The following is a 20,053-nucleotide window of genomic DNA, read 5'->3' as shown; positions in this document are numbered from 1 at the left end:
TTAGTTTTTACCTAAAATCTCTTTAATGATGTACATATCATCGTCATCTATAATTTTTAAAAGAAGTAAAGCTATTAAATAGATTATAACTCCTATAATTAGACCTACGAAAAGTGAAAGATTTAGGAAATAAAGTACTAAACCTAAAATAATTGATCCTAAAATTATTTTGAAAAGATCTTTTAGTAAAGATTTTCTTGGAGCATAACCAGTTTTTCTTAATACATAAAATGCTAAAATAAATATTAAAATATCACTTAAAACAGTTGCAACAGCTGCACCATTAGCTTGATACATTGGAATTAAAATTAAATTAGCTATTACATTAAAAATTGCTGCAATTGCATAAATTTTAGTAACAGCCACTTCCTTATATGATGCATTAAGTAAAATTGAAGCTGCACCATTAATAAATAATAAACAAACAGTCCAAATTAAAATTGATAAAACAGAACTAGCTAATATATATTGTGATCCATATACTAATAAAATAAGATCTTTCGCATAAATTGATGTAACGACTGCTATTGGAACAGTTATAGCTAATAAATATTTCATAGATTTTTCAAAAGTAATATTTAATAAACTTTCATTGTTTTTATAAAATTTGCTCATTACTGGAAAAATTACTGCAGTATAAATTGTATAAAACAATGTTAAAACATTAATTAACTTATAACTTGCATTATAAAGACCAGATGCATATTCTCCAACCAAAATAGTTAACATAGTAATATCTATTGAATAATATATTGTATGAAAAAGAGTATAAAAAGCAAAAGGTAAGGAAACTTTAGTTAATTTAATACAAAAATCTTTATCCAATTCATATTCAGGAATAGTCACATTAGTTTTAATTTTGATATATAAGTAAATCATTACAATAAAATTAGAGAAAAGATAAGCTAGAGCAATTCCTATTAGTCCAAAATTGCAAAAAATAGAAATTAAAATAAAAATTAATAAAATTATATTTAAAATAATGTTTCCAATTGCTTGATATTTGCCTTCTTCAACAGCTTGAAATGATCCATTAAATAAACCTGCCATTGATTTAAAGAACATTTCAATTGTAAATAATAATGTAACAATAATAGTTAATTCATCAAATTTTAGGAAAATTAAAATTAAAAGAAGTATAAAAAATGTTATTAATGAAAAAAAAGACTTCAAAGGAATTGCATTCCCTAAATATTTTGAAGCTATATTCTGGTTGATAGAAATTTTACGTACAATATGAGTACTTATACCCATATCTACAGTAATTGCAAAAATTCCTGTAATTGAAATTGCAAAACCCAAAATACCATAATCATTAACTCCCAAATATCTAGCAATTAAAATTGTCCAAATAAAAGCACAAATGCTTGTAATAATTTGTGAAACCATTAACCAACTCATATTTAAAAAAGATGTTCTAACTTGACTCATCGTATACCAATAAACTATTTAATCTTTATAAGCATGAATAATTCCTAACTTTTCAAATTTAATATCTAAAAATGCAGGATAAGTTTTAACTTTGAAATTTTGTTTTTCAAGTATTTTTATTAATTCTAAGAAATCTTTTTCAACATTTCCCGAATGGTGTTCAAAAATTATATCGTTAAACATAGATAAATCAGAATTTTTAATTATTTCAAATTCACAACCTTCACAATCAATTTTTAAAACGTCAGGAATAATATCATAATCATTTAAAATCTCATCCATTGTTATAATATCTACTTCATAAAATTCTTCTTCATTTCTATAAGAAGAAGTAGATTCAAGATTATTAATTTCTAGTTTTCCTTTTTTATATGAAACTGCATTATTTACAAGTTTTATTTTATTTGAAAATTTTGGATTAAGTTCAATATTTTTAACTCCGATTTCATATAATTCTTTTACTGGTTCAAATCCATAAACCATTTTTGCTCCTTCACTAGCAAAAATTAAAGCAGTGTCCCCTACATTAGCACCAATATCAATAACATATCTATCATTTACATCAACATTCCAATTTCCAATAGTGAAATATTCTAAAAAAACATTAGCATATTCATTTAATACTTGGAAATCGGCAACATTAATTGTTTCTGAATCAATAGACAAAATATATTCTTTAAAATATTCATATTTACCATAATCTAAATTAGAAAAAATCCCTATAATACTATTAAATCTAGATACATCATTAAACTCGAATTCTTCATTAAAAAGTTTAATTTTAGCTTTACATTTTTTTTTAATACCAAATTCAAATAATAAACAAGATATAGGGTTATCAAAATATTCAAAAAACTTTAATCCATATTTTATAGACTTTTTATTAATTTTCATTTTATACACTCAAAATATTTAAAATATAATGTTTATTAAGTAACTATTCCACAGTAACACATTTAGCTAGATTTCTAGGTTTATCTGGATCTAATTTTCTTTCAATAGCTACATAATAAGATAATAATTGTAAAGGGACTATATAAACCAATGGAGCTAATATTTCATCAACATCAGGATTTATACAGAAAATATCATCTGATTTTGAGCGTAATGACTCATCATCAAATGATCCAACAGCAAATACATCTGCACCACGAGATTTGACTTCTTCTAAATTACTCATTGTTTTTCTATTATTATCTCCTGGTGGAGCAACTACAACAACTGGAATATTTTGATCAATTAAAGCTAAAGGACCATGTTTTAGTTCTCCTGCAGCATAACCTTCACCATGAATATAAGTAATTTCTTTAAGTTTTAAAGCACCTTCTAATGCTATTGGATAAGCATAACCTCTTCCAATAAAAAAGAAATCATCAGCATATTTGAATTTTTTAGATACAAGTTCAATTTCTGTTGTATCTTCTAAAATCTCATCAATATATTTTGGAATCTTATTTAAATCTTTAAATAAATATTCATTACCAGATAAAATAGCTGCAAACATATAAATTGAAGTTAATTGGCTTAAATAAGTTTTTGTAGCTGCAACACCAATCTCAGGACCTGCTTGAGTATAAATTACATGATTTGCTTGTCTTGTTGCTGATGATCCAACAACATTTACAATAGCTAATGTTTGGGATGTTTTATTAGCTGCTTCTAGAGCTTTTAAAGTATCTGCAGTCTCACCAGATTGAGATATAAAAATAACAAGTGTTTTATCATCCAATGTTTTTGTAGAATATTTAAATTCAGATGCTAAGATAACTTCTGTTGGTATACCTGCAAGTGTTTCAATTAAATATTTTCCAGTTAAAGATGCGTGATAAGAAGTTCCACAAGCAACAAATATAATTCTATTAATGTTTCCTTTAATTTTAGATACAATTTTTTCAATTTCTTTTTTACCAGTTAAAGTATTTTTAACAGCTGTTGATTGTTCATTAATTTCTTTAAGCATGAAATAATCATAACCTTCCTTTTCAGCCATTTCAGGAGACCAATCTATTGTTTCAATTTCTTTTTCAATGATATTATCATATTCATCTTTTATAACAATTTCATTTTCTGTTAAGATAACTAATTCATCTTTTTCTGGATAGATTATGTCTTTTGCATATTTTAAAATAGCTGGAGAATCACTTGCAACAAAATAACCTTTTTTACCTAAACCAACGATTAAAGGACTATCTTTTCTAGTTGCAACAATTTTCTTCTCATCAGTACATATTGCAGCTATTGCATATGCTCCTTCAATCATAGTGATAGTTTCTCGAACTGCTGATTCTAAATCAAATCCTTTACTCATATATTTACTAATTAATTGTGGAATAACTTCAGTGTCTGTATCAGATTTAAATTCATATCCTTCATTTTCTAATTGTTCTTTAAGTTCCACATAGTTTTCAATAATTCCATTATGAACTACTGCAATCTTTTCATCTTGAGATGTATGAGGATGAGAATTTACTTTATTTGGATCACCGTGAGTTGCCCATCTAACATGAGCAATACCATAATCTCCATCCATATCAGCTAAATCCAATTTGTTATCGACTGTTTCAATGTTTCCTTCATCTTTTTTTATAAATATTTTATTATTATCAATAGTAGCTATCCCTATTGAATCATAACCCCTATATTCTAACTTTGAAATCGAATCTAGTAAAATAGGAGCTGCCTTTCTATTATTTTTTAATATACAACCAACAATACCGCACATGGTTTTCCTCTAATCATATGATAAACTTGAAAGTATTATAATATAGATATTTAAATTATTTTATAAAAACATGTTGATTACATTTTTAATTAGTAAGGACCAAAATCTATAAAATCATGTTCATGAACTATTCTATCTGTTTCAGGTGGAGGGGTCATATAATCCCCATAAATTATTTTTAAATAAGTGTCATAATCTTTAGGAATATTTAGAGTTAATGATTCAAATTTAACTTTTTTAATTTCATTGAAAATATTTTTAGGAATTGGTTCTTTATAGCAAAAAGCATTGTTTTCAAATACATATTTAAAATCTTTATCACTACTTTTTTCAACCATATTTCTATAATATTTTTTAATTAAAGATGAGTTAATATTAAAAATTTTTAATAACAAATTGCCTATTTTTGATATTATTTCTATTTTTTTTGAAGAATAATTTTTATTAAGAGATGTGATATATACAGCTAAAATACTATTTAAAATTTTATTTTCCCAAAAATATATTGATCTTTTAAGCTTATTATCAGGAACATCATTTAACACAAAAACATCAATATTAATACCTAAAGAAAAATCAGTATTTCTAGTCCAACTTTGTTTAAATTCAGTTTTATTTAAACTCATTTTAGAAAAACAATAAAAATAATCTTCATTATTATCCATGTTCAATATAGTATATTTATCACATTTCATTGATTTCATAATATCCAAGAATTTTTCATATTCATTTTTGAGCATTATAACGTCAATATCATCATCCCATGGAATAAAACCATTATGTCTAATAGCCCCTAAAGCTGTGCCCCCATATGCAAAATATTCTATATTATTTTCTTCACATATTTTAATAAAATCATTTAATATCATTAATTGCACATCATGTAAATGATTTAACTCAGTTTTATCATAATCATCATAATGCATTTTTATCATACCTCACTTTATAAATTGAAATAATTATATAATCAATAACAGTTGAAAGATATATATAATTAATTATATATATTTATTTTTAAATAATTTATAAATCAAAAAGGAGAATTATATGAAAAAAATAAATTGTGCAGTAATAAGTGCTGCAGGAATGGGAACTAGATTAGGTTATAACATTCCAAAAACATTAGTCGATATAACTGATGATAGAAAAATAATCGATTATCAACTAGAATTAGTTAAAGATATTGAAGATGTTAGATTAGTTGTGGGATATAAATCAGATAAAGTTAGTAAGTATGTTTCAACTAAAAGAGAAGATATCAAAATCATTCATAATCAAGGATATGAAACTAATTCTACATGTTACAGCATACATTTAGCAACAGAAAAGTTGAATGAACCTTATATAGCAATTGATGGAGATTTGCTCATAAATAAAAATGAATTTAATAATTTTGTCAATGCTTTTGATGGAAATACTCTTTTGGGAATTACTCCTGCAAAAACTGAAGATGGAGTTTATGTAAATTTAAATGAAAGTGAAGAAGTTACTTCATTCCAAAGAAATCCTCATACAAAATATGAATGGGCCAATATTGCTTGCATCAATAAACCAGTAATTATAAATAAAGATAAACCATTTGTATATCCTCAATTTGAAGAGCATCTACCACTAAAATATTTTTTATTTGAAAATTGTTTTGAAGTAGATACACCTGGCGATTTAGAAGTAGCATTAAAAAATTTAAATAAGTTATAATTAAAAGGTTATTAAAATGGCTAGATTATATGGTAATAAAGAAAAGATTAATTCTAAAAAAATTAAAAATTTTTTCGATGAAAGAGCTAATGAAAAAGTGGATAGCATCCTTTCAATAACAATGTATCAAGATAAAGAAAATGTAGAAAAAAGACATTTAGAAGAATCTAAAATAATATTAGAAAAACTTGATTTAAAAAACAAAAAAATTCTTGAAATTGGATGTGGAATTGGAAGATGGGCAGAAGTATTGCATGATAAATGTGAAACATACATGGGAATTGATTATTCAGAAAATCTTATAAAAATAGCTAAAGAAAATTACAATTATGAAAACTGTTTTTTTCAAGAAATGTCTGCAACTGATATAGAAATAGATAAATTATTAGTTAAACCACCATTTGATATCATATTAGTAGTTGGTGTTTTAATTTATTTAAATGATGATGATATTAAAATGATGGTTAATGAAATTAATAAAATAGTTACAGAAAATAAAACTATTTACATAAGAGAAACTATTTCTAATCTAGATTATAGATTAACTCTTAAAGATTTTTATTCAGATAATTTAGAAAAAGATTATAATGCTATTTATAGAACTGAAAATGAACTTTTAAATTTTTTGGCACTGTAAATTTTCACGGGTTTTGATTTTCTTTTTTGGATGGTTTTTTTTATTTTCTTGTTTTTTTATTTTTTTTAGTGTTTTGTCTTTATTTTTTGTATTGGTTTGTGATATTGTTTGTGTATTGTGTTTTTAATAATTTATATTGGTTATATTTATATAGTATGAGTTATATATTATTAATTATGAATATTGTTAATATTTTACCTTTTAAAAAGATATTTAGGGAGAATCAAACTTATTTGGATGATTTTGTTCGGTTAGATATTGATTTTGAACCTTTTTTTAAGAGGAATAAAAAGTATTGTGGTGATTCTATTGATTTAATAGATGAATTTCAAACAGTTTTATTGGAAAATATTGATGATATTAATAATATTGATGAATTTAAATCTTTTAATGATTTTAATGATAGTGATTCAAATGATGATCAGATTTTATTGGTTGATTTTGATGAAAATAATTTAGATTGGGGTGTAGGTGATTTTATGGTTGATAGACTTACTTTTAATGAATCTTTAAGAAACAATATTAAAAGAGGCTTTGGTATAGATATTTTTGAGGATGTAGAAGAATCTAATGTTATTTCTTATCCTGATAATCGTTTTGCAATGTTAAAAAGAATTTGTCCTCATTGTGGTGAATCTAATGCTAATGTTAAAGGATGGGAACGTAGGATTTATAAAACTAAAGAAAATAAATCTGTGGAATATTATCCTCAGTCTTATGTGTGTAATGAATGTGATAAATGGTTTATTACTCCTGTAGATTTTAAAGTAGATAAAGAATTAAAGGAGAAAAAGAAATTAGATGATAAAATACGTAAAATTCATGCAAATACTGGTTTATCATTTGATAAAATAGCAGAAGTGGTTGAAATTAGTATGAATATCAATGTAAGTCATGAATATGTTAGGAATGTGATTCAAAAAGAACATGATGAATTTGTTTATGAAACAGACATTGTTCCATTGCCTGGTGATTTTAAAAAAAAAGGTAAAACCTCACTAAAACGTGAGGTTACCGATTTAGGCATATTATTCATGTGTAAAAATAAAAAACATGCTAATTTTGGTCATATTACTGTTGATGAACTCTTTACAAATATTAATGGTCAAAAAAACTACTTAGTAACTATTTTTTCAAATGAAATAAAAGACATGCCCATATCTATTGCAATAACAAACACACGTCATTATGATGTTATAAATAAATTTTTTGATTTTACATTCGATAAAACACCAATCCAATCATTAACAAGCGATATGTTAGGAGTATACGGAAAAATAGCTGAAAATAAAAATATACCACAACAACAATGCATATTTCATTGGATGAAATACACCACAGACAAAATATTTGATGAAATTAAAAAAGAAAACATTCCAGAAAAAGATATCACTTATAATTTAATGATATTTACTGAAATGAAAGAAATACTCAGAAGTTTTGACGAAAATAAAACAAAAGAACTACTTGCAAAATATGAAAAAAACATATTTTTCATTGCAGATCCTATACAAAAAATCATGGATAAATTCTCCAAACAAAAAGACAAACTAACAGCATACTCTAAAGATAACAAAATTCGCAGAACCACAAGCCAAGCAGAAACATTCAACAGCCTACCACAAATAAGACATAAAAAACACACATCCAAAAAACCATGGTCATTACTACTATCACTATCCTCCACAATCAAATTCTACAAACCCAACCACAGAACACTACAAAACAGACAATAAAAAAAACAAAAACCCGTGAAAATTTACAGTGCCAATTTTTTTAAGAACTTTGAAAATATTAATAATGTTGAAAAAAAAGTTATTTATAATGATTTAAATGAGAAAAAAGAAACTCAATATGAGTATTTTATTCTAAAATAAATTATTGAATGATATGTGAAAAATTAATTTTCAGTATCATTTTCTTTTAATCTCCATATAGCTACTTCTAAAGGATCATAGATTTCCAAATCACTAATATCTTCTTTTATATAATCAAATAATACAGGAAATTCTGTACAACCTAATATCACGGATTTATTTTTTTGTTCTTTTAATAGATTGATAAAATCTTTTTTAACATTATTTGAAATTTCTTTATTTTGTTTAACAACTTCTATTAAATCTCTCATTTTAAAAAATTCCTCATTTGATGGAGAATTTATTTTAATACCATATTTTTCAAAAGTATTATCATATATCTTAGATAAAATAGTTCCTTCTGTAGCAATTAAACTAATCTCTTTTATATTATCTTTTTTCAATTCTATTGCTAATTCTTTTATGATATCAATAATAATATTTTTACTTCCAGGTATGTTATCATATACATCATTTAAAAAAAAATGAGCAGTATTACAAGTAATAATAATTTTTGTAGCTCCTGCATTTATTAAATTTTGAACAGAGCTGGTTAAGCCCTGAATTATTTTTTCCCTATGTTCATCATATAATATACATCTAACTCTACTAGGTAATGTGCAATAATTATCTATTAATATTCTAGGTCTATCCCATTCTTTTTCAGCAGGAAATGCTGATAATAAACGATTGAAAAAATGTAATGTTGCATAAGAGCCGAATCCTCCAACAACCCCAATTACTTCTTTATTTATATTTTCTTGGTCAAAAATAGTATTTTTAGAACTCATTATAATCATCAATATTATATCTCTATATTTTATATTAAATTAAATTGTATATAAAACCAAAATATTCCATAAAATAATATTAATAATGATTATATATATAATCAATAAATTATATATCTATAATAAGATTAATTTTAAGATAAAAACTAATAAATTTAATATAATTATCAAAAATAGATAAAATTGATGATATCATGAAAGGAAAAGAATTATTGTATTCTGGAAAAGCTAAAACAGTTTACAAAACAGATAAAGATAATGAAGTAATAATAAAGTTTAGGGATGATATAACTGCTGGAGATGGAGAAAGAAAGGAATCCATGGCGAAAAAAGGCTATTTTAATTCAATTATCTCTTCTAAAATCTTTGAAAAATTAGAAAATAAAGGAATAAACACACAATTTGTAGAGTTAGTAGAACCAAATATAGTTAAAGCAAAAAAGCTTGAAATGATTCCGATTGAATTCATTGTGCGTAATATTGCAACAGGAAGTTTAGTACGTAAATTCCCAATTGAAGATGGAACTCCATTAAATCCTCCAATTATCCAAACTGATTATAAAAATGATGAATATCACGACCCTATGCTTAATGATTCAATAACAAAAGCACTAAAAATAGCTACACAAGAAGAATTAGATAAATTATATGAATTATCTTTAAAAATCAATGATATTTTAAGTGAATTCTTTAAAAATGCTGGAATAATACTAGTTGATTATAAAATCGAATTTGGAAAAGACAAAGAAGGTAGACTTGTCTTAGGCGATGAAATTAGCCCAGATAGCTGTAGATTATGGGATAAAGAAACCTTAGAAATGCTTGATAAAGAATTATTTAGAAAAGGTAAAGATGAAAAAGTAATGAATGCTTATGAAGAAGTATTTAATAGACTTATAACTACAGATGATAAAAATAAATGGAATTTATAAGTGATACTATGAAATTTAATATAGAAGTTAAAATATCTCTTAAAAACGGAATGTTAAACCCAGAAGCTACAACTATTGAAAGATCACTAGACTTATTAGGATATAAAGTTTCTAATACTCAAACTGATAATATCGTTAAGTTTGAAATGGAAGAAGAAAGTGAAGAGAAAGTAGAAATAGAAGTTGTAGATATGTGTGAAAGATTACTTTGTAATCCAGTGATTCATGATTATGAAATTATCATTAAAGAAGAAATTTAATTTTAGGAGATAATTAAACATGAAAATTGGAGTAATCAGATTTCCAGGATCCAATTGTGATCGTGATGTATACCAAGTATTAGAGTCACTTAAACTAAATCCAGAATATATTTGGTGGGATAACGAAAAATTAACAGATTATGATGGAATTGTAATTCCTGGTGGATTTTCATATGGAGATTACTTAAGAGCAGGAGCTATAGCTTCAATCACTCCTGTTGTTGATGGAATTAAAAATTTAGTAAAAGAAGAAAAACCAGTTCTTGGAATTTGTAATGGTGCACAAATTTTAGGAGAAATTGGTTTAATTTCTGGTGTTTTTATAACAAATGAAAATCCTAAATTTAATTGTGAATGGGTTGATTTAAAAGTAGCTACAAACAGAACACCATTTACTAAAAACTTTAAAAATGGTGAAACAATTAAAATTCCTGTTGCTCATGCAGAAGGAAGATTTTATACAGAAAATCTTGATTTGTTAAAAGATCAAGATCAAATCGTACTACAATTTAAAGATAAAAATCCAAATGGATCATTAGATGCAATTACTGGTGTTTGTGATGAATCAGGTTACGTATGTGCAATGATGCCACACCCTGAACGTGCAGCAGATGAATTATTAGGTTCAACTGATGGGTTGAACTTTTTTAAAGCTTTTATTTAAGGTATTATGAAATACAAAGTCAGTGTAATAATACCAATTTACAATTCAGAAAAATATTTAAATCAAGCTATTGATTCTATAATAAACCAAACATTCGATTTTGAAAATATTGAGCTTATTTTAGTTGATGATTGCTCAACAGATAACTCTAAAAGCATCATCAAAAAATATGAATCCAAATATGAAAATTGTAAAGGAATTTACTTAAGTAAAAATTCTGGTTTACCCGGAAAACCTCGTAATATTGGATTAGAATATGCAACTGCGGATTTTATTGTTTTTTTAGATTCAGATGATATATATACTGATGATGGCATAGAACTCCTCTATAATACAATCATAAAAGAAAATGTTGATTTAGTTATTAGTTCTATTTATTTAAATCTTGATGGAAAAGTTATTACAATCAATAATTGTCCAAAAAAATATGGGAAATTTTTAAGAGTTAATCCTTTAAAAAATCAAAATACATTTGATAAATTATCAGGAAACGAATTTGTAGGGCCTTGTGCTAGAATATTTAAAAGAAAAATTATAAAACAAAATAAAATTACTTTTCCAGAAAAAACATTATGTGAAGATGCATATTTTTATTTTAAATATCTACTTAATTCAAAAGAAATAGTAATATTACCAGAAAATTATATTTACACTTATAATACCCATGATTCATCAACAATACATAATCATAATATAAAATTATTTAATCGTTTTTTAAATGGAATGATTTTAATAGATAAATTTTTCAAAGAAAATACTAATTTATCATGTTCTGCAACAATTAATGACAATTTAGCTAGTCTTTTATTAATTTTTACTAATACTAAAACTAATCATAAAGAAAAAAAAGAACTTTTAAGAAAAATTTATGATTTTGAAACTAATTTAAATTTTAAACCGAATATAAAAAATTTAGAGGTTTCTATATTAAACAAGTTAATTTTAAAAAAATATTTCAATTTAGCAATAATTTTATCAAAAATATATAACATATTTTATAATAATGTATTTATAAAAAAAATGTATAGAATTTATAATAATAAAAAAAGAGGAAGTAATTAAATGGTAGTGTATTTAATTGGAGCAGGTCCTGGGGATGCAGATTTAATAACAGTAAAGGCTGTTAAAGCAATACAAAATGCAGATGTAATATTATATGATTATTTAGCTAATGAAGAAATATTAAATTATGCTCCTAATGGTACAAAAAAGATTTATGTTGGTAAGAAAGCTGGGGAACATTATAAAACTCAAGATGAAATCAATTCTTTAATTGTTGATGAAGCTTTAAATAATGAAAATGTTGTCCGTTTAAAAGGAGGAGATCCTTTTGTTTTTGGTCGTGGCGGAGAAGAAATATTAGAATTAATGAGAAATAATATTAAATTCGAAGTCATACCAGGCGTTACATCAGCTATTGGTGCACCAACATCATTAGGATTACCATTAACTCATAGAGGAATAGCTACTTCATTAACTATCGTTACGGGTCATGAAGATCCTACAAAAGAAAATGAACAGGTAAAATGGGATTATACTGCTGATACATTAGTTATTTTAATGGGAATTGGAAATATTGAAAAAAATACCAATGAAATAATGAAATATCGCTCAAAAGACACACCAGTTTGTGTTATAGAAAGTGGAACATTACCTGAAGAAAAGGTGATCTTTGGAACTTTAGATAATATCTCTAAAGAAAAAATAAACACACCTGCAATTCTCATTATAGGAGATGTAGTTGATATTTATAAAGAAATTTATAATTATGAGGGATAAAATGTCAAAACCAGTAATTGCAATTACAAGGCCATTCGAAAGGTCACAAATAGCTAAAGAAATTGTTGAAGATTTAGGTGGTGAAGCTTTAATTGCACCAACTCTAGATCTTAAATTAACAAACTCCGATTCTTTAAAAAAACTAATAAGTAATAAAAACAAACTAGATTGGATCATTTTTACATCTTCAACTTCTATTGAATCTATTGAAAGATTTTATCCTGATTTTAAAAATGATTTAAAAGCTAAAATAGCTGTTATAGGGAAAAAAACTGCAGAAGTAGCTAGAAAATATGATTATATTATAAATTTAATTCCACAAGATTACACAGCTGAAGGCCTCTTAGAATCTTTCAAAGATATTGATATAACTAATAATACAATAGGAATTCCAAGAACTTTTAGTGCAAGAGATACTTTACCTGAAGGTTTAGAAAATAAAGGTGCAAAAGTAATTTTAGCTGAAGCATATGAATCTCTACTTCCACAAGATACTGTTAGAATTGAAGTTTTAATTGAAAAAATTAAGCTAAATGAAATTGATGGAATTATTTTTACAAGTCCACTAACAGTAGAAAATCTTTTTAAAGTTGCAACTAATGAAAAAGAATTAGCAGATAAACTTTCTGTAGACATATTAACTGTAGCTATTGGACCAATTACAAGTAATACCTTAAACAAATACAATGTTACAAATATATATCCAGATAAATACACAGTTCAAGATATGTTAGAACTATTATTTCAAAAATTGGAGTGATTACTATTCAAGATAAAATTAGCATTATATTACCTATTTTTAATGTAGGCAGTCATTTAAGAGGAGGAATTGATTCATTGATTAATCAGACCATAGGAAATGAAAATTTAGAAATTATTATGGTTAATGATTGTTCTACTGATGGTAGTGATGAAATTATCAATGAATATGCTGAAAAATACGACTGTTGTAAAGCTATACACTTAGAAAAAAACACTGGAGCTGCAAATGGTCCTAGAAATAAAGGATTAGAAAACTGTACTGGTGATTATATAATGTTTCTAGATCCAGATGATAGATATGTTTTAGATGCATGTGAAACACTTTATAACTCTGTAAAAGAACATGATGCAGACATAGCTTTTGGAAGATTTAGAAGAATCTTTACATATGGTGAAACTGTTCAAAAATCATATTCCCCTTATGAAGATGATTTAGAAAATTCTTATCCTGATGAAATTTTAGAAGACCATAATCCATTAAATGTTTCTGATTTTATATGGACTAATGCATTAGAAAAATTACTTTATGGTAAAGATATTGTTAAAACATATGAGAGAAAAGGACCAGTAGATAAAATAGTAATAAAAAACATCAAAGAAGAACCTGATTTACTTAAAATCCCACCATCAGTTTGGACTAAAATCTATAAAAGAGAATTAATTATGGACAATAATATTAAATATCAAAAATTCATATCTGGAGATGATATGGCTTTTACTGATGAAACTTTCTTAAAAGCGAGTGGAATAGTATTTTTAAATAATTATTTCTGTTATGATTATTTCATTAGAGATTTACCTGAAGATAAATCAATTACCAATAATGTAAATGTAAGATTATTAGCTGATTTAATGGATTCTTATATTTATTGTGCTGAAATCTCAAAACCATATGGAGAAGAAATAGCTAATGTAGCTGTAAATCCTCATTTAATGTATTGGGCAAATACTTGGAAAAATGCTTCAATGACAAGAGATGAAAATAAGTTACTTTTAGAAAAGTTAGAAAAGTTAAGATCAATTCATAATGCTGGTTTAAAAACAAAGTTTTTATTATCTTCATTAATTAAAATGCTTGAAGCAGCTATTTTAGTAAAAAAGTGATTACAAATGAAATATAAATATGTAATAGTTGGTGCAGGTTTATCTGGTCTTACAATAGCAGAACAGATTGCAAACAATCTAAATGAAAAAATATTAATCATAGAAAAGCGTTCCCATATTGGCGGTAATGTTTATGATTCATATAATGAGGATAATATCTTAATTCAAAATTATGGACCTCATATATTCCATACAAATGAAAAACAAGTTTATGATTATTTGAGTAATTTTACAAAATGGATTCCATATGAACATAGAGTTTTAAGTTCAGTTGATAATAAACTTGTTCCAATGCCAATTTGTATAGATACTATAAACCAATTATATAATCTTGATTTAGATGAAGTAGGTATGAAAGATTGGATTGAAAAAGAAAAAGTTCCAATTAAAGAAATCAAATCAAGTGAAGATGTAGTTTTAGCTAATGCAGGAGAAGATATATATAATAAACTCTTTAAAAACTACACTGAAAAACAATGGGGAACTTCAGCTGCAAATTTAAGTCCATCAGTTATATCAAGAATTCCATTTAGATTTAATCATGATACAAGATATTTTGAAGATAAATATCAAGGAATGCCAAAAGGAGGTTACACTGCAATGTGTGATAAAATGGTAGAATCTGATAAAATTAAAATAATTCTAAATACTGATTATAAAGACATTATAGATGATATTGAATATGAAACTTTAATATATACTGGTCCAATTGACTATTACTATGATTATAAGTATGGTAAACTTTTATACAGATCATTAAGATTTGAAACAGAAACATATGATCAAGATTCATATCAAGAAGTAGCTGTTATTAACTATCCTAATGATTATGATTTTACAAGAATTACAGAGTTTAAAAAACTCACATCACAAGAAATACCAAATAAAACTACTATTATGAAAGAATACCCTGGTTTTGACGATGAACCATGTTATCCATATCCAACACAAGAATACTTAGATAAATTTGAAGAATATAAAAAAGATATGGATAAAGAAAATAACACTATATTTTTAGGTAGATTAGCTCAATATAAATATCTTAATATGGATTTAATTGTTAAAAATGCTTTAGATATATTTCAAAATAAAATTAAAGGTGATTGAATGACTATAATATGGCCAGAATACTTTAATGAAGAGCTTTCTTTAAATGAAGGAAGAAAAGTTTCAAAAGAAAAAGCTATTAAAAATCCAACTGTAAAAGATATTGAAAAAGCTTTAAAAAGGCTTCAAGTTCAATATACAATTGAGAAGGAAAAATCATATCCTGGAAAATGGTATGTTAAAAGTGGAATGGTAATAGCTGAAACAGATAAAAAGAAAACAGAACTTTTAAAAGAAATTAGTGAAAAAATAAGAAAATAATAATTATAGGCACTTGGTTTAAAAAATGAAATTGATTACATATATTTTAACACATAAAAAAATAGAACATGACATAGATTCTTATTGTGTGCCTTTATTAGTAGGTGCTGAATCACAAAAAAATACAAATGGATACCAAGTAGATAATACTGGAGATAATATTTCCAGATTAAATAAATATTATGCTGAATTAACAGGAGAATATTGGGCCTGGAAAAATAGTAATACTGACATCATAGGATTTTTTCATTACAGAAGGTTTCTTGTAAAAGATTTATTTTTAAATAAATTAAAAAAAGAAGATATAGAATCATATTTAATAGGAAATGACATTATTCTTCCAAAAAAATATAAAACACATCGTTCATTATATAATCATCTAGATAAAACTGAAAAAAAATCTAAAATTGGGCCAAAAATTAAAGAATATGATAAACTAAGATCTGTGATTAAAGAAGGATTTCCAGAATATTTAGATACATATGATGATATTTTAAATGGAAATGAAACTTATTGGTGCAATATGTTTATCTGTAATAAAAAAATTGCAGATGATTATTTTAAATGGTTATTTGAAATATTAAAGAAGATGGAAACAAAAATAAACTTTGAAGAATATCCTGATAATAATCAAAGACTCCTTGGATATTTTTCTGAAACTTTATTATATGTATATATAAAAAAACACCAATTAAAAATTAAAGAAACATATTTATATTTGACAGATAAAAAATTTCCTAAATTAAATTTTTTAATAACTAGAATCCCAATTATTTCAAATATTTTATTATATATTCACAATAAATTTTTACTATAAATTAAAAAAAAGGAATTAATATGGAAACACTACCAGTAGAAATGCAAGAACTGTATATAAAAGCTAAAAAAATCATAGAAGAATCAAATGACATTAAAATCTATTCACATAATGATTGTGATGGAATCTCATCAGGAGCTATTTTATCAACTATTTTAGATAGATTAAATAAACCCCACGTAATAGAATTTGTAAATTTAGATAAACTCAATAACCTAGAACTTAAACATGAACTTACAATCTTTTCAGATTTAGGATCTGGTCAAGAAGTTGATAAATTAGCTAATAAAAATAATAAAATCATTATTTTAGATCACCACCCTCCTTTAAGAGATAAAGATTATTATAAAGATAAAGACTATACTTACTTAGAAATTAATCCTATTCATTTTGGTATTGATGGATCTTATTATGTTTGTGGTGGAGGATTATGTTATTTTCTAGCTAAAGAATTTAATTACACTGATTTAAGTTGGATTGGTGTTTTATCAGCTATTGGAGATATGCAAAATACTCATACTGGTAAATTTGAAGGATTAAATAAAATTATTTTAAATGACAGTATAGAAGAAGGCTTAGTTTTAAAGCATGATAATGACTTATCATTATATGGACGAGAAACAAGACCACTATTTGTAGCATTATCTTATTTTAGTGATGTTAAACTACCTTTAACAAATAATAGAACAGAATGCATAGCTATTTTAAAAGAATTAGGTATTCCAAAAGAAATAGGTTCAAGAAGTACTACTTTAAGTGATCTAACACCACAAGATAAAAAAAAGCTCTTCTCAAAGCTATTTGCAATGTTATCATTAGAACTTCCTCCAAAATATGTTAAACACATTCCAAAGCTTATAATAGCTGATTCTTATGAGTTCTTATCAGAAGAAGATCATACATTCCTAAGAGATGCATCTGAATTTTCAACTGCTATGAATGCATGTGGAAGGAACAATCAAGAAGAAGTAGCTTTACAAATTTTAAAAGGAGATCGTTTTCAAGCATTAGATCTACTAGAGGTTATTACTAAAGATCATAGAGCTTACCTTTCAGAGCAGATTAGAAATATTGAAAAAGAAGATTCAATAATAGAACTTGATAACATTCAATATTTTAATGGTGAAGCTATTAAACCAGAAGTTGTTGGTACAATTGCTGGAATGATTTTAAGTTTAGGTAATTGGCAAAAACCAATGCTTGGATTTACTAAAAGTGATGAAGATCATTATAAGATTTCTTTAAGGTGTTCAAGATTACTTGCATATGATGGAATTCATTTTGGAAATTTAGTTCGTGACATTTCACAGCGATTAGGTGGAAATGGTGGAGGTCACTCTGTTGCATGTGGTGCATATATTCCAGAAGATAAATTAGATGATTTTTTAGATGAATTAAATAATAGTTTAAAAGGTCAACTATAATTTTACTTATAGCTATTTTTAATTAAATTATATTGAAATTTTTAATAAAAATCTCTTTTTATAATTTAAGCATGTCACAAAACATGTCACAAAACATGTCACAAAACATGTCACAAAACATGTCACAAAACATGTCACAAAACATGTCACAAAACATGTCACAAAACATGTCACAAAACATGTCACAAAACATGTCACAAAACATGTCATCATTTATTAATTATATAAAAAGTTTCTCTTTGACCTTTAAATTTTATTTTTCGCACCATGTTTAAATTCAATAAAACTCTTATGTCTCTTATTGAAGTAGATCGAGATATGTTAAACATTTTAGAATATTGTTTAATAGAAATTGAATTATTTTTTTTATTTAAGAATATTAAAACTTCGTTTTGTCTATAATTTAAACTATTTTCCATTGTTTCTTTAGTATCTGATTCATAATTTAAAGAATTATCATATTCATAATTAGCCCATGAAACGTAACTTTAAAAAAATCATTTTCTTGTGAAAAAATTGGTTCCTCTAAATTATATTCTCTCATTTCTTTTCTCATTCTAGGAATTCCAGAACCTGCTTCTTCCATATACATAGTTTTTTCAAGTAATCTACAAATATTAATATTCCTATGAACAGGTTTGTCTCCTAATTCATCTAAAGTGAGTGGAGGCACTAATGTTCCAGGACTAGTAACTTCTATCCTATTTGGAAAAATAAAAAATGTTATAACACTTCCTTTAATATTATAGTCCCTATGAGCTATTGCATTAACTATAGCTTCTCTAATAGCAACATATGGATATTCTGGTATATCTTGTCTTTTAAAACCCGTAATTTTACTGGCTACTTGTGTATTTCTATTAAAAAAAAGTTCTGCATTTCTTAATATATCACAAATATTAGATTTAACATACAATTTATCAATAATTTCAGTAGGAATGTTAGTTTTAAACCTAATCATTCTAATTTCATGTTGGGGAATGAATTTTTCAGGATTTTTAGAAAAAAATAAAATTCCAGTATTTGTAAGTTTTAATTCATCTTCAACATTTATCAAGACATTTAATCTATTTAATAAAGTATTTTTAATATTTTCAGAGATATCTCCTAAATTATGACTTATATCTGTTTTTTTGAGAAAATTTTTAACTATTTCCTCATCAACATTTTTATAATTAGAATTCATAACTATCCTTTCATCAAAATCTTTATTAGATATAATGTTCTTTTCAAAAACAAAATTATGAAGACTTTTTTTAATTTCAGTCTTAAGAATTTCAATATTTTGAAAATTAGAATATTTATATTTGTTTTTAATTTTTCTAAGAAAATTTTTTGAGTTTTTATCAGCATTTTCTGTTTGATTAATATAAATATATACATTTTTTGAATATAATCCTTTAACAAATTCATTGAATTCATTTTCTGTTGCACTAAATCCATTTTCTTGAACAGTACCATATTGATCTCCAATTAAACCAATATAAATTTCAGAATCATTAACTTCTTCTAAATAAACTTTTTCAGGTGATTTGCCTGATGCATGAACTCCTTCAAACAGAAAAATATCAAATAAGCTATTATATATTGGATCTTTAGTTATTATATTTTTAATTACAATTCTTTCTTTTTCAAATTCTATTTGATTACTACTGAGAAAAATTTTGAATTTTTTATTCATATACACACCAAATCTTTTTAAATACAAATAATCTACTTAATTATTAAGTTATTATTTATTATTAAATTGATTAGTGTTTATATATGAAATATTTTTTGTATTAAACTATATAATTAATTTAAAGTGA

General features: G+C 25.0%; 20 protein-coding genes. 14 read left to right on the top strand and 6 right to left on the bottom strand.

The genetic code is table 11. From position 1 onward, the window contains the following. The 4 genes from ACA134_RS03515 to ACA134_RS03500 form a co-directional block, all read right to left on the bottom strand. A complete protein-coding gene (locus ACA134_RS03515; protein ID WP_409200800.1) occupies nucleotides 1-1,431 on the bottom strand; it encodes a flippase in 1,431 nt (476 codons plus the stop codon). An 18-nt stretch (nucleotides 1,432-1,449) separates the two neighbouring features. Further along, nucleotides 1,450-2,325, bottom strand: a complete 876-nt coding sequence (locus ACA134_RS03510; protein ID WP_409200799.1) for an FkbM family methyltransferase — start codon at nucleotides 2,323-2,325, stop codon at nucleotides 1,450-1,452. A gap of 43 nt (nucleotides 2,326-2,368) precedes the next feature. Next, on the bottom strand, nucleotides 2,369-4,153 hold the full coding sequence (gene glmS, locus ACA134_RS03505) for a glutamine--fructose-6-phosphate transaminase (isomerizing) (protein ID WP_409200798.1): 1,785 nt from the start codon (nucleotides 4,151-4,153) through the stop codon (nucleotides 2,369-2,371). 89 nt (nucleotides 4,154-4,242) lie between these two features. After that, entirely contained in the window at nucleotides 4,243-5,079 is an 837-nt protein-coding gene (locus ACA134_RS03500; RefSeq protein ID WP_409200797.1) for a phosphorylcholine transferase LicD, read from the bottom strand. Between the two features lie 121 nt (nucleotides 5,080-5,200). On the opposite strand from ACA134_RS03500, the gene ACA134_RS03495 reads away from it, so the two are divergent. From ACA134_RS03495 to ACA134_RS03485, 3 genes are all read left to right on the top strand, one after another. Beyond that, the gene (locus tag ACA134_RS03495; protein WP_409200796.1) at nucleotides 5,201-5,851 is read left to right on the top strand and encodes an NTP transferase domain-containing protein; all 651 of its coding nucleotides are present in this window, start codon (nucleotides 5,201-5,203) and stop codon (nucleotides 5,849-5,851) included. A 16-nt stretch (nucleotides 5,852-5,867) separates the two neighbouring features. Continuing rightward, nucleotides 5,868-6,488, top strand: coding sequence for a class I SAM-dependent methyltransferase (locus ACA134_RS03490; RefSeq protein ID WP_409200795.1), 621 nt, complete (start codon nucleotides 5,868-5,870; stop codon nucleotides 6,486-6,488). Between the two features lie 155 nt (nucleotides 6,489-6,643). Continuing rightward, nucleotides 6,644-8,224 (top strand): hypothetical protein, encoded by a 1,581-nt coding sequence (locus ACA134_RS03485; RefSeq protein WP_409200141.1) that lies wholly within the window; start codon nucleotides 6,644-6,646, stop codon nucleotides 8,222-8,224. 164 nt (nucleotides 8,225-8,388) lie between these two features. On the opposite strand, the gene ACA134_RS03480 is transcribed toward ACA134_RS03485, so the two are convergent. Continuing rightward, on the bottom strand, nucleotides 8,389-9,135 hold the full coding sequence (locus ACA134_RS03480; RefSeq protein WP_409200794.1) for an aspartate/glutamate racemase family protein: 747 nt from the start codon (nucleotides 9,133-9,135) through the stop codon (nucleotides 8,389-8,391). Nucleotides 9,136-9,329: 194 nt separating this feature from the next. On the opposite strand from ACA134_RS03480, the gene purC reads away from it, so the two are divergent. The 11 genes from purC to recJ are packed head-to-tail and all read left to right on the top strand — an operon-like array spanning nucleotide 9,330 to nucleotide 18,245. After that, nucleotides 9,330-10,067, top strand: coding sequence for a phosphoribosylaminoimidazolesuccinocarboxamide synthase (gene purC, locus ACA134_RS03475; RefSeq protein ID WP_409200793.1), 738 nt, complete (start codon nucleotides 9,330-9,332; stop codon nucleotides 10,065-10,067). Nucleotides 10,068-10,075: 8 nt separating this feature from the next. Then, nucleotides 10,076-10,327, top strand: coding sequence for a phosphoribosylformylglycinamidine synthase subunit PurS (purS, locus tag ACA134_RS03470; RefSeq protein ID WP_409200792.1), 252 nt, complete (start codon nucleotides 10,076-10,078; stop codon nucleotides 10,325-10,327). A gap of 19 nt (nucleotides 10,328-10,346) precedes the next feature. Continuing rightward, on the top strand, nucleotides 10,347-10,991 hold the full coding sequence (gene purQ / locus ACA134_RS03465; RefSeq protein WP_409200791.1) for a phosphoribosylformylglycinamidine synthase subunit PurQ: 645 nt from the start codon (nucleotides 10,347-10,349) through the stop codon (nucleotides 10,989-10,991). A 6-nt stretch (nucleotides 10,992-10,997) separates the two neighbouring features. Further along, a complete protein-coding gene (locus ACA134_RS03460; protein ID WP_409200790.1) occupies nucleotides 10,998-12,053 on the top strand; it encodes a glycosyltransferase family 2 protein in 1,056 nt (351 codons plus the stop codon). After that, complete coding sequence (cobA, locus tag ACA134_RS03455) at nucleotides 12,054-12,770, top strand: uroporphyrinogen-III C-methyltransferase (protein ID WP_409200789.1); 717 nt, start codon at nucleotides 12,054-12,056, stop codon at nucleotides 12,768-12,770. A gap of 1 nt (nucleotide 12,771) precedes the next feature. Then, a complete protein-coding gene (locus tag ACA134_RS03450) occupies nucleotides 12,772-13,530 on the top strand; it encodes a uroporphyrinogen-III synthase (protein WP_409200788.1) in 759 nt (252 codons plus the stop codon). Then, the gene (locus tag ACA134_RS03445) at nucleotides 13,527-14,636 is read left to right on the top strand and encodes a glycosyltransferase family 2 protein (RefSeq protein WP_409200787.1); all 1,110 of its coding nucleotides are present in this window, start codon (nucleotides 13,527-13,529) and stop codon (nucleotides 14,634-14,636) included. Before ACA134_RS03450 ends, ACA134_RS03445 begins: the two co-directional genes overlap by 4 nt. A 6-nt stretch (nucleotides 14,637-14,642) precedes the next feature. Further along, entirely contained in the window at nucleotides 14,643-15,743 is a 1,101-nt protein-coding gene (glf, locus tag ACA134_RS03440; RefSeq protein ID WP_409200786.1) for a UDP-galactopyranose mutase, read from the top strand. Next, nucleotides 15,744-16,004: a signal recognition particle subunit SRP19/SEC65 family protein gene (locus tag ACA134_RS03435; RefSeq protein ID WP_409200785.1), complete on the top strand. Its 261-nt coding sequence runs from the start codon at nucleotides 15,744-15,746 to the stop codon at nucleotides 16,002-16,004. A 25-nt stretch (nucleotides 16,005-16,029) separates the two neighbouring features. Beyond that, entirely contained in the window at nucleotides 16,030-16,821 is a 792-nt protein-coding gene (locus ACA134_RS03430; RefSeq protein WP_409200784.1) for a DUF4422 domain-containing protein, read from the top strand. Between the two features lie 20 nt (nucleotides 16,822-16,841). Beyond that, nucleotides 16,842-18,245 (top strand): single-stranded-DNA-specific exonuclease RecJ, encoded by a 1,404-nt coding sequence (gene recJ / locus ACA134_RS03425; protein WP_409200783.1) that lies wholly within the window; start codon nucleotides 16,842-16,844, stop codon nucleotides 18,243-18,245. Between the two features lie 445 nt (nucleotides 18,246-18,690). On the opposite strand, the gene ACA134_RS03420 is transcribed toward recJ, so the two are convergent. Then, complete coding sequence (locus ACA134_RS03420) at nucleotides 18,691-19,926, bottom strand: ATP-binding protein (RefSeq protein ID WP_409200782.1); 1,236 nt, start codon at nucleotides 19,924-19,926, stop codon at nucleotides 18,691-18,693. Nucleotides 19,927-20,053 lie beyond the last annotated feature (127 nt).

The sequence above is a fragment of the Methanobrevibacter sp. DSM 116169 genome, from assembly GCF_046197865.1.
Classification (GTDB): Archaea; Methanobacteriota; Methanobacteria; order Methanobacteriales; family Methanobacteriaceae; genus JAHKLT01.
This window is presented reverse-complemented; position numbering and strand designations above follow the sequence as displayed.